A 12,144-nucleotide genomic window follows, 5' to 3' on the forward strand; every position below is an offset into this window, starting at 1 on the left:
ATCCTGACTTAGGTACACGTAAAAAATTGTTCCCATATAATCTATAAGCCTCCATGAAAATATAAAAGTTGGCATAACTGAAAACATATGGCCGGTTTAAATATTGTTTTTCAGGTTATGCAGGCAAACCATATGAAATCTGATGTAAATAGCCTAATAACAGTGAATCTACTGACATTTCAGTGAACCCTGAGTTAAACTTTAGATTGCCGCTGTGGAAGTATATTGCTTTTCTAAAATCTTCTCTATTATGGTATCCACAAGCCATCTTTTGAATAGCTGCTATCGAATTTCCTGTAAATTTATTATATTATCGTGTAAAAATGCATCGTTTACGTTATTTCATCATATAACCATACATAAAGAACTATATAGATGAGCGGAAAGAAGATAGTGTGTAAATTCATCTGGAGACGTGGAAATAAAATTATTTGAGGTGAAAAATTAATATTTCTTGCATTAAAATATAAAATTACTTAAAATCATAAAATATTTTCCACTTAAAATACATAAATAACAGAAGAGCAAGTATTATAAAAACTATAAATAATAACGGCATAAAAATTAAATTAGATATATTATATCCAACTTTAAAATGTAATAATAACTGAAAATAATAAAAAAATGGAAATAATTTTAATACTGTTTTTATTGATATGCTGCTAAGTGCAATAACTAATATTATTAAATAGTAGAATATTGTAACGATTTCAGATAATATATTAAATCTTGACAATGTAACTGATATAAGCCCTATGGATATTATTGAAAATATTATATAAAATGAATTAAAAAGTAATAATTCCAGCACTTTAATATTCATATAGCCTATAATAAAAAATGATGTTATAGAGCCAAAAATCAATATAATTATATCCATAATTATGAAGATCAATAATTTAGAAAATACATAGTTTAATGTAGAAAATGGATACGTGATATATGTTTTAATTAATTTACTATCCTGGTCATTCTTTACACTTTCAATAAATGCTATTGACATTATTAATCCAATAAACACAAAGGAAACTAGTGATAAATTAAGAAATTTAATGTAATACGGGGCTTTGTCAAATTTAGCCAGCACTGATAATAATATGTAAATGGCAAATAAACTTATAAAGTATAATACTTGATTTTTATTTTTTATTTCAATTTCCATTAACGGCTTTATATAGCTCATCTAATAATCCCTCTTTATAGTCTATTGTCCTTATTTTTATAATTTTTCCATTAAAATTTGATAATTTTAATAAGATTTTTTTGACATCGTCACAATATATAATTAAGCTATCTTTATTTTTAACCACATAAAACTCACTCTTAAGGTAACTATTTAAAATATCATTATCATTAGATGACACTTCAATCATATTTTTATTAAATTTGTATTTTATTTCCTCTAATACATTATTATTTATATAAAATATTCTATTGGCGATATCTGCTAATTCCCTTAAATCATGCGATGCAATTAAAATTGATGTGCCTTTCTCATTAATTTTTATGATCATTTCCTGCATTGCTTTTATGGCAGTTACATCAACGTTTGAAAATGGCTCATCGGCAAATATCAGCTTTGGTTTATGGATAACAGAAATAATAAATGCAAGCCTTTTTAAATATCCCGATGATAAATCTTTTATTTTATAATTATACACCTCTCGAATTCCAGATAAATTTATTATTTCATCATCTATTTTTGTTTTGTATATAGCAGAAACAATTCTTATGTAATCCATTACCATAACGTTGCCTGGGAAAGCTGGTTTATCCTCAACAAATCCAATAAGTTGCTTTACCTCGCTATTTTTTTGCCAGTATTTTGATTTTTCCTTTGTAATTATTCCTTAACCCGCAGCACATTTCTATAAATGTTGTTTTGCCGTAACCATTTGGGGCAACAAGCGCTATTATCCCGGGCATAATTTCTATATTTACGTTTTTAAGGATTACTTTATCTCCATAACTTTTATTTAGATTTTCACATTTTATTATATTATTTCCCATTTTTATGACCTTTTTTTCTATGTTTTCTATAAGCACTGATAGACATTATAATCACTGCAGGAACTATGACAAAAAATCCTATGGAAAAACCAACAACAAGATAAACTAGGCCAACATATAGCCAGTCGACTGGAAAAACAACTATATTTGTTTTATCCAGAAATAAATTCATCCCAATTGGATATGAAGTGTTATTGTAAAAAGCCCCAGTTATATTCGCTAAAATTGGATCCCCTAGATCGTACATAGAATGCAGCAGGTGAGAGTGAGCATCATAGGCAACCCCAACAGAACTTGCTCCGCGCGAGGAGTTTTTATTAAATGAAGAATATAAGCATATCCCCATATGGTACATATATACACCACCTGTAGTGATCATGCTGTGTGCAATATCTTTCTTTGAATAATTTTCTATTTGTTTTCCTTCTTGCATTAATGTTTGAGAGGTTGGGTTATAAAAAAATGGCAGTATAATTCTTGAATTATTATAATAAAACCCGTTTCCGGTTCTATTTATTATTCTGTTAGTAGTTATTTCTGCCATATGCTCGCTACTATTACAGCTATTATTATAATTAAGATGCATATTAATTAGTATATCCTTACTTCCCGATGTTATATTTAAATATCCAGAGGTATCCTCATTGTAAATACCATTATTGACAATTGTATAGTTTTCATAGGTACCGGCTTTATAGGGCTTTACCTTATTATCTAGTATAAAATATATGTGGCTATTGTGTACAGTAAATATTCCAGAAATAGGAATTCCCACTATTAAAACTATTATTAAAATAGCAATAATTTTAATTTTTTTTTGTGTCATTAACTATGCACCAATAAATTATAATTTACACTCACCCCATGCCATACCCGGGATTCCTCGACCGTATGAGTTGGGTTTAACTGTGACTGTTGAATGATAATGCTCTGTTATGGATATATACCAGATACCAACATGATACCCAACATTTCCATATGCTATCCACTTATTTGCTTTTGGACTTCCCCATCCCGGGGTGTGAACATGTATCCAGCTTAGGTATGGAACGATTGCATGAGCACTACTTATGGGATCGTAGCCATGTATAAAACTCCCATTAGACTGACTGTATGTCCAGCTAGCACTAAATGATCCTTTTATTACGGTTTTACCCAATATATCCTTCGCTCCATATTCGAATCCACAATATGCCTGTACACCCTGTGCATTTGCTTTATTATTTATAGGCGACTGTGTGGTTGTTAATGAAGGCATAAATACCAATGTTACTAGTGCCGCCACAATTAACAAACAAATTATTATGCTCTTTTTATTCATAATGATGTAAATACATGTATATATATATATATATATGTCGGTAATTATATTGCTAAATAGTTTACCAATTAAGTGAATAATAATAGCTCTCTATTATATCACAAATTGAGTCGCTAATATAACATTATAATATAAAGGATAGAGCTAAAGGAAAAGTGAAATAAAAACATAAAAAGGTAAATACATGATTGGGAAAAAGAAAGTTAATTATATGTGGTTAGTAAAAATTACTATTTATTATACAGAAAGTATTTTTGTAATAACGGTTAAATTTTAATATTATGATATTCAACCAAGTAAAATTTATATATTATTTATTTTCAAAATAACAACATTATAATATAATTGCAATATTTTCCAGAATGGTAGAAAATCTTGACAAAGTTAAAGATATTATAGCAAGAGCTAACAGGATTCCTGTATGGTCTTTGCCTAGGGCTTTCCTTGGAATAATAGGGCTTGGATATTTTTTCACATTTTATGATATATCCGATATAGGCCTTGCAATGCCTGCAATCGACCAGCAATTCCATCTGCACGGTTCTATTATCCTCTTTATCGCCCTTTCAGTAGGCCTTATTGGTTATGCAATTGGTTCGTATACTATAGGAAGCCTGGCAGACGTATTCGGCAGATACAGGTCCATGATTTTGACAATGGCACTTACTGCAATAGGATCGCTTGGGGATGCATTATCCCTCAATGTCCCTGAACTGACTATATTCAGGTTTATAACAGGCATAGGGCTGGGAGCAGACCTTAACCTGGTATCCATATATATCACAGAATTTGCACCTGCGGCTGTCAGGGGTAAAATAACTGTATTCACCTTCCTGATAGGAATATTTGGACAGGCAGTTACACCATTTATTGGATATTTTCTTGTTCCGGCATTCCCAACAGGATGGCGCTGGTTATTCGGAATAGGCGCAATAATAGCCTTCATTGCAGTATTTTTGAGAACAGAGCTGCCAGAATCTCCAAGGTGGCTTGCTACAAGGGGCAATAACATTCCAAAGGCAGAAAAGGTATTGGAGATGATGGAAGCTACCGCGGAGAAGAAAGTGGGGAAATTGCCGGAACCGCACCCAGAAACAGTTGTTGTGGAGGAACCGAAATTCCCTACCTTATACCTGCTCAAGAAGCCATACGCAGGCAGAATGGTATTGCTTATAGCTGTGTGGTTTTTCTGGTACATTGGAAATTATGCTTTCCTCGGAGATGCTGCCGCACTGCTTGAGGGGATAGGATTTTCAGTAGCTGCTGCAATTCTGTATATAGCAATAGGTGCCATTATAGGATATCCGGCTGGAGCACTTATTATGATGTACACATCTGACAGGTACGAAAGGAAACACGTAATATTTGCGGCTACTGTTGTCTGGTTTATAGGAATGCTCTCAATGGCTACCAAACTGACTCCCATGCTATATTTCGGGTCATTCCTTGCTGCACTGGGACTTGGCATGTACCTGCAGGTTGCATACACCTTTACAGCAGAGAATTATCCCACAAGGGCAAGAAGTTCGGGGTTCGGGTTAACAGATGGAATAGGACATGGTGGAGGAGCCCTTGGTGCCCTGTTATTGCCTGTACTTGTGGCCACATATTCATGGGCATTTGGTTTCACTTTCATTGGAATAACAGGTTTGATAGCGGGGCTTCTTGTGCTTATTGGTGGAACAAAGGTTTCCAGGAGGAATCTGGAGGACATATCAGAATGAAATAATATTACTTTTTTCGTATAAACTTATTTTTGAAAAATGCCGGAAATGGTATCTATGCACCATGGATGCAATAGAATCAGAAAATAACTTTATTATCATTTTGTTTAATATAAATAAATATTATAGTTTTTTATATGAAAAATATAAAATATTCAGAATTTTTTCCCATAATTTTATTATTTTATTGAATTATTGGAATTACATCCAATGAAAAGATTTATTAAACGATTTTTACTATAGAATAATGCATTATATTATAATAACAGGAGGAGTTATTTCCGGATTAGGAAAGGGGACGATCACATCCGGCTTATCATATCTTTTAAAGAACAGTGGGTTCAAAGTAACAAACATAAAAATTGATCCATATCTTAATTACGACGCAGGGACAATGAATCCATACCAGCATGGCGAGGTATTTGTCCTCAATGACGGGGGTGAGGTTGACCTTGATCTTGGCAATTATGAGAGGTTTCTCGATACTAACCTCTCCTCAAACAATAACATCACCACTGGAAAGATATACAAGGAGGTAATAGAAAAGGAAAGGCGCGGTGATTATCTTGGGAGTACAGTCCAGATTATACCACATATTACAAATGAAATTAAAAACCGCATAAGAAAGGCGGCTGATGGTTATGACATAGCACTTATCGAGGTCGGAGGCACCGTTGGGGATATAGAATCAATGCCATTTCTTGAGGCATTGAGGCAGATGAAATCCAACAGGCATGATTCCGTTATTTTTGGACATGTAACGCTGGTGCCAGAATCAGGATCTGAGCAGAAAACAAAGCCAACACAGCACAGTGTCAAAGAGCTCCGGGCTATAGGTATACAGCCGGATATACTGTTCTGCAGGTCAAAACGTCCGCTAAACGGGGATGCAAGGAAGAAGATATCACTTTTCACTGATGTTGAGGAAAACGGTATAATAAGTGTTTATGACGTATCCAATGTATATCTTGTGCCAATGGTACTGGAAGAGCAGAATATACTGGAATACACCAGGGAATTATTTGACTTTGATGACCATGAGCTTAATTATACCTTAAAAAAATTCACAGACAACATAGACAATCCCTTAACAGAGGTTACCATTGGCCTTATCGGAAAATATGTGGATATGCAGGATGCTTATATAAGCCACAAAGAGGCCTTTTCACATGTTACTGGAAACACAGGGATTAAAGTAAATATAAAGTGGATTGATTCTGACAATCTGATTAAAAGTACGGCACAGCTGGATGGCCTTGATGGAATACTTATACCCGGGGGATTTGGCTACCGCGGTGTTGAAGGCAAGATAGCTGCGGCGAGGTATGCCAGGGAAAACCATGTTCCTTACCTGGGCATATGCCTTGGATTCCAGGCATCAATCATAGAACTGTCAAGGGATTTACTTGGCCTGAGGAACGCCAACAGCACAGAATTTGAACCTGATACCCTGAACCCGGTTATAGATATATTGCCGGAGCAGAAGGGCATAAAGGATCTTGGAGGCACAATGAGGCTGGGCGCTAAAACCGTTCTCATAAAAAAAGGCACACTGGCATATGACCTGTATAAATCTGAAAAGATAAGCGAGAGACATAGACATAGATTCGAGGTAAATCCAAATTATATAGAAAGGCTAGAAAAGGCTGGAGCGGTATTTTCAGGAACTGATGATGAGAAAATAAGAATGGAAATCCTGGAACTCAGTGACAGGGACAACTACATAGCAACACAGTACCATGCCGAGTTCCAGTCAAGACCGTTAAATCCCTCAAAGGTACATTTATATTTCATAAAAAAATCACTGGAATACAGAAAGGAAAAAAGAGGTAATGTTTATGAAAGAAGTGCTGAATAATTTAGTAAAAAAAATGAATGATAAGATAGCAAATGATCAGACATATGCAAAAAAGCTCCAGAGCGTCACTAAAAGCATTGATATAATATTCGATGACAAGGATTCTTATTATTTCAAGGTCGAAAATGGGCATATAACAGAGCCACAGGAGGGAAAGATAGATGCAGATATTACAGTAACTGTCAGTTCCGATGTTTTCAACAAGATTTTATCAAAGGAAGTCAACGCCATGGATGCATATATGAAACAGCAGATAAAAATAAAATCATCGCTTATGGATAAGTTATTATTGAGCGATCTACTGAAAGCGTAGTGTCAACTACCCATCACTGCAGAAGAATTCGGATATCCTTAAGTATGAAGGATGGTACTGAAATCATTAAAATATGCAGCTTTCATGAATATTGTAGGGTAGAAGCTCACTCAGGTTACGGAATCAGTGCACACATTCGGGTACATTACAAAGAGAAACCACATATCCCCTGGGATGGATAAGAGTCATGCCAATGATGCATTCATCATAGCTGGAGGAAACATGCAGGCAAGATCCACTGTTTTCCATGCAACACAGAGAAGGGGAAATAATCGTTCACGTCAAACCAGCAGAAATGGGTTCAGCCCATCAATAAGAAAGAAAAGATAGGGATTACAGCCAGGAGGTGTGGTTGTGTATGATCATGAAAAATTCAGTGTTGTTGGGATTCATAATTATGGAAAATCAATCCTTACAAAAGGAGGAGAAAAGGAGATGGGTATAAGCGCTAAGAAGGTCAAACTGGTCAAATACGGCAGGGGATTGAGATTTGCTACACAAGTCCTCCCCACGTTTTTGCATGGGGTCTCCCCGGGGATATAAGATGATAGACCATAACCTTGATAAATATAACCGGATACTCAGGAATAAGGTAAATGAGTGTTATCAGATTGCTGAGGAGGCACGTTCCCTTGGGAAGGATGTTTCAACAGATGTCGAAATACCCCTCGCAAACGATATGGCAGAAAGGGTTGAGAAGTTAATACAGATTGATGGAATAGCAGATGATATAAGGGAATTGAGCAAAACACTTTCAAGGGAGGAGGTATCGCTCAAGATATCCAGAAAAGTTGCCGAGATTCTTAAGGATGATAGAAGGCTTGCACTTGAAAAATCCGTCCGTGTTGGACTTGCCATACTTACTGAGGGAATACTTGTTGCCCCTCTTGAGGGAATCAAGGAAATAAACATAGTTTCAAATGATGATGGCACTGAATATGTTGATATTGTTTATTCAGGACCTATAAGAAGTGCTGGAGGCACAGCACAGGCATTAAGTGTACTCATGGCCGACATTGTCCGGAGGGAACTCAATATAGGAAGTTTTAAGGCAACAGAGGAGGAAATAGAACGTTATATTGAGGAGATACAGGCATATAACAGGTCGAAACACCTTCAATATCTTCCCACTCCTGAGGAAATACGCCTGGTCATCGGGAACTCACCTGTAATGATAGACGGGGAGGGCAGCGAAGAGGAGGAAATATCAGGTCACAGAGACATGAAGAGAATACCCACAAACCGGATCCGCGGGGGCATGTGTCTTGTCCTCTGTGAGGGGCTTATACAGAAATCAAGGAAAGTTCTGAAGTATACCAGCCTTATGAATATGAAGGAATGGAATATACTTGAAAACATAGGAAAGAACAAAAAAGAAGAAAAGGGAGATAATTCACAGAAATACCTCAGGGACATAATTGCTGGAAGGCCTGTCTTTGGATACCCCAACAGGGCAGGAGGGTTTAGGCTGAGGTATGGAAGGTCAAGGCTTTCCGGTCTGGCGGCTGCATCTATTAATCCTGTTTCAATGTATATTGTGGATAAATTCATAGCAATAGGGTCCCAGATAAAGGTGGAACTGCCAGGCAAGGCAGCAGCTATAACACCATGCGACACCATTGATGGCCCAACAGTGCTGCTTAAAAGTGGAGAACATAAAAAAATCAAAACCATTGAGGAGGCAGAGGCAGTAAAGGATGATATAGCTGTAATAACAGATCTTGGAGAAATACTCATTGCATATGGAGATTTTCTTGAAAACAACAAAAACCTTGTTACGTCCCCATTCACTGTGGAATGGTGGTCCTACTACCTTAATGAAGATCTGAAAAAGTATATGGAAACAAAGCCAGACCAGTATGAGGCAGTAGAAATATCAAAAAAATATAATATACCCTTATATCCAGAATATGATTATTACTGGCATGACATTACAGTAGATGAGCTAAATTCGCTTATATCCATGCTTGGAAGATCCCGCCTGCATGATGACAGGCTTTATATTGACAATAATGCAAAGGATATTTTAATAAAACTGGGAATAGAATTCAGGCCTGAATCAGGCTCACTTGAAATTGATGAATATTATCCGCTTCTTGTGTCAACGGGATTTTCAATAGAAAATAGCATAATTGTAAAGAAAGGGTCTTACAATTCTGATAAGGCACTAGAGGCTGTGAACCAGCTCTCAGGAATGATAATTAAGGCCAGGTCACCTGTACGCGTGGGAGCAAGGCTTGGAAGACCAGAGAAGGCCGGTGACCGGAAAATGAAGCCAAAGGTCCATTCATTGTTCCCCATACTGAATTACGGTGACAACAGGCGTTCCATATTAAATGCTGCAAAGAACAAAAGTGAATATGCAATAGAGTTGAACGAGAGGATATGCAAAAATTGTGGAAATGAAACACCTTTGACAGTATGTGAAAACTGTGGTTCCGTTACATATAACCAGAAAAAGATTAAAAAAATGAATATAGACCTGAGCGCAATACTGGAAAGAGCCGAATCAAGGCTGAACATAAAACCTGAACAGGTAAAGGATCTTAAGGGGGTTAAGAAATTAATGTCCAAAAACAGCGCAGTAGAACCTCTGGAAAAGGGTATTTTAAGATCCATACATGATATAAGTATAAACAAGGACGGAACCTGCAGATATGATATGTCAGATATACCCATAACCCATTTCAAGAAAAGTGAGCTTAATCTTTCATCAGAACAACTTGTTGGTTTGGGATATCCGGATCAGGAATTGAACGAGATATATCCACAGGACATTATAATACCAGAGGATTCAGCAAAATACCTGTTAAATGTGGCTAATTTTGTGGACGACATGCTGGTAAGATATTACAATCTTCAGCCCTATTATTCATGCCATGACATAAACGACCTTATCGGCGAGCTGGTTATTGGACTGGCACCACACACCTCTGGTGGAATAGTATCCAGAATAATAGGATTTTCCAGGGTAAGCGGATGCTATGCCCATCCTTTCTATCATGCGGCAAAGAGAAGGAACTGCGATGGGGATGAGGACAGCATTATGCTTCTCCTCGAGGGGCTACTGGATTTTTCAAGGGATTTCCTTCCTTCGACCACAGGGGGGTTAATGGATGCACCACTCGTGCTTACCGTTCTTCTTGACCCGGAGGAGGTAGATAAGGAGGCAATGAATGTGGATACCCTCTGGAAATACCCGCTTGAATTTTATGAAGAAACAGAGAAGGGCACACCCCCTTCCAAGATTGAAAATCTGATGCTCACAATGAAGTCAAAGATCGAAACGCAGGGAATATACACGAACTCTGGATTTTCTTTTGATACCTCAAACCTCAACGAGGGAGTGTTAATGTCAGCGTATAAAACCATAGATTCCATGCAGGAAAAGATTGAAAAACAGCTTGGCCTGGCAACAAAGCTAATGTCAGTTGACGAAAACGATGTTGCTGCAAGGGTCATATCATCACATTTCCTTCCAGATATGTTCGGAAACATGAGAAGTTTCTTCACACAGGAGTTCAGGTGCACAAAATGCAATACAAAATTCCGCCGCGTCCCACTTTCCGGGAAATGCCTTAAATGCGGATCAGACAATATAATACTGACAATACACCACGGAAGCATTATAAAATATCTCAAGGAAACTGAAAAGGTCATGGATGAGTATAATTTACCCATCTACCTGCAATACCAGATAAGGCGCCTTATAGATTCCATAGACAACACATTTGATGTATCTGAACCGGCAAAGGCAGAAGAAACCACACTGGAATCATTTAAATAACGACAAGCAATAAACACATATGATAGGGTCATTATTTGTAACCGGGCCGGCTGGAACTGGTAAATCAACATTCTGTGGTGCATTCAAGGACTGGCTTATACAGAACGAGTATGATGCGATAATAGTAAATCTGGATCCGGGGGCGGAATATCTGCCATATGAACCGGACATCGACATAAGGGAATTTATATCATTAAATGAGGTTATGTCCGCATATTCACTTGGTCCAAACGGGGCACAGGTAGTTGCAGCGGATCTTCTTCTGGACAATATTGACAAGATAAAGTCCAAAATAGACCTATATGATGAATACTATGTTATTTTCGATACACCAGGACAAATAGAGCTTTTCAGTTTCAGGCCTGGAAGCCCCCTGCTGGTAAAGTCCCTGGCGGATAAAAAAGCAATGATAGCTTTCATGGCAGATTCAATGGTTTCACAGACACCATCCGGCTTCATATCTGAAAAAATGCTTTTCGGCTCTGTATACTCCAGATTTTATGTTCCCATGATGTTTATATTGAACAAAATAGATCTGATAGGAGAGGACAAGGTCAAGGAGATTTCAGAATGGGAGGAGAATCCGGATCTTCTCTATGACGCATTCAGGGATGAAAATACGGATGCCGTTAAAGATTATTTTCTGAATGTCATAACAGCACTAAGAGATTCAGATATCATTAATAAAATAATGCCGGTTTCTTCTAAGGATATGTTCGGCTTTGAGGACGTTTATACGGATATGTCCAATTTCTTCGAGGGAGGAGAGGATACTGATACAATGTACCGGGATGACTGAGGCAAGCATTACGGGAATAGGGAAAGAACACATCTGCGGGAAATATATCCATATCAGTTTTGAGCACATGAAATGCCTTCTCTATGGCATCCCTGTGCATGTATACTAGCAGGATTATTCCCATCCTGTTCTCTGCAGCAGATATAGCATTGTCCCTTGCACTGGTTACAACTGCATTGTTCTCAATCCTGTATGTGATATACCTCATGTATGAACCTGCAATAGATTCTATGCTTTTCTTAATTCCCCTCCTCACCTGCAGTGACTCTATCCTTTTCCTGCGTTCCATTATGTTCCTGTGCAGATCTGCACGTTCATCGCTCTCCCTCCTG

At 37.1% G+C, this 12,144-nt stretch carries 13 protein-coding genes; 7 read left to right on the forward strand and 6 right to left on the reverse strand.

Features of this window, described 5'->3' with window-relative positions; genetic code table 11:
• Positions 1-472 precede the first annotated feature (472 nt).
• Genes AMDU4_RS10270 through AMDU4_RS10290 form a run of 5 tightly spaced genes read right to left on the reverse strand, consistent with a single transcriptional unit; the run spans position 473 to position 3,331 of the window.
• Entirely contained in the window at positions 473-1,183 is a 711-nt protein-coding gene (locus tag AMDU4_RS10270; RefSeq protein ID WP_021787910.1) for an ABC transporter permease, read from the reverse strand.
• Positions 1,152-1,748, reverse strand: coding sequence for a hypothetical protein (locus AMDU4_RS10275; protein WP_021787911.1), 597 nt, complete (start codon positions 1,746-1,748; stop codon positions 1,152-1,154). Before AMDU4_RS10275 ends, AMDU4_RS10270 begins: the two co-directional genes overlap by 32 nt.
• A 58-nt stretch (positions 1,749-1,806) precedes the next feature.
• Complete coding sequence (locus AMDU4_RS10280) at positions 1,807-2,010, reverse strand: ATP-binding cassette domain-containing protein (protein ID WP_021787912.1); 204 nt, start codon at positions 2,008-2,010, stop codon at positions 1,807-1,809.
• Positions 2,000-2,836, reverse strand: a complete 837-nt coding sequence (locus AMDU4_RS10285) for a hypothetical protein (protein ID WP_021787913.1) — start codon at positions 2,834-2,836, stop codon at positions 2,000-2,002. The genes AMDU4_RS10280 and AMDU4_RS10285 overlap by 11 nt, the downstream gene beginning before the upstream one ends.
• Before the next feature lie 18 nt (positions 2,837-2,854).
• Positions 2,855-3,331, reverse strand: a complete 477-nt coding sequence (locus tag AMDU4_RS10290) for a hypothetical protein (RefSeq protein WP_021787914.1) — start codon at positions 3,329-3,331, stop codon at positions 2,855-2,857.
• 362 nt (positions 3,332-3,693) lie between these two features.
• Here AMDU4_RS10290 and AMDU4_RS10295 point away from each other — a divergent pair, with 362 nt between their 5' ends.
• The 7 genes from AMDU4_RS10295 (at position 3,694) to AMDU4_RS10325 (ending at position 11,812) form a co-directional block, all read left to right on the forward strand.
• The gene (locus tag AMDU4_RS10295) at positions 3,694-5,055 is read left to right on the forward strand and encodes an MFS transporter (protein ID WP_021787916.1); all 1,362 of its coding nucleotides are present in this window, start codon (positions 3,694-3,696) and stop codon (positions 5,053-5,055) included.
• Positions 5,056-5,299: 244 nt separating this feature from the next.
• Entirely contained in the window at positions 5,300-6,913 is a 1,614-nt protein-coding gene (gene pyrG, locus AMDU4_RS10300; protein WP_342765605.1) for a glutamine hydrolyzing CTP synthase, read from the forward strand.
• A complete protein-coding gene (locus tag AMDU4_RS10305) occupies positions 6,894-7,226 on the forward strand; it encodes an SCP2 sterol-binding domain-containing protein (RefSeq protein WP_021787918.1) in 333 nt (110 codons plus the stop codon). Before pyrG ends, AMDU4_RS10305 begins: the two co-directional genes overlap by 20 nt.
• Positions 7,227-7,400: 174 nt before the next feature.
• Entirely contained in the window at positions 7,401-7,556 is a 156-nt protein-coding gene (locus tag AMDU4_RS10310; protein ID WP_290705018.1) for a hypothetical protein, read from the forward strand.
• 24 nt (positions 7,557-7,580) lie between these two features.
• Positions 7,581-7,769: a hypothetical protein gene (locus AMDU4_RS10315; RefSeq protein WP_021787919.1), complete on the forward strand. Its 189-nt coding sequence runs from the start codon at positions 7,581-7,583 to the stop codon at positions 7,767-7,769.
• 1 nt (position 7,770) lies between these two features.
• The gene (locus AMDU4_RS10320; RefSeq protein WP_021787920.1) at positions 7,771-11,013 is read left to right on the forward strand and encodes a DNA polymerase II large subunit; all 3,243 of its coding nucleotides are present in this window, start codon (positions 7,771-7,773) and stop codon (positions 11,011-11,013) included.
• Positions 11,014-11,032: 19 nt separating this feature from the next.
• Entirely contained in the window at positions 11,033-11,812 is a 780-nt protein-coding gene (locus AMDU4_RS10325) for an ATP/GTP-binding protein (RefSeq protein ID WP_021787921.1), read from the forward strand.
• On the opposite strand, the gene AMDU4_RS10330 is transcribed toward AMDU4_RS10325, so the two are convergent.
• Positions 11,718-12,144 (reverse strand): hypothetical protein (locus AMDU4_RS10330; protein ID WP_290705021.1); only part of this gene is annotated, 427 nt, incomplete at its 5' end. The two genes, AMDU4_RS10325 and AMDU4_RS10330, sit on opposite strands and share 95 nt — an antisense overlap.

It is taken from the genome of Ferroplasma sp. Type II (assembly GCF_000496155.1).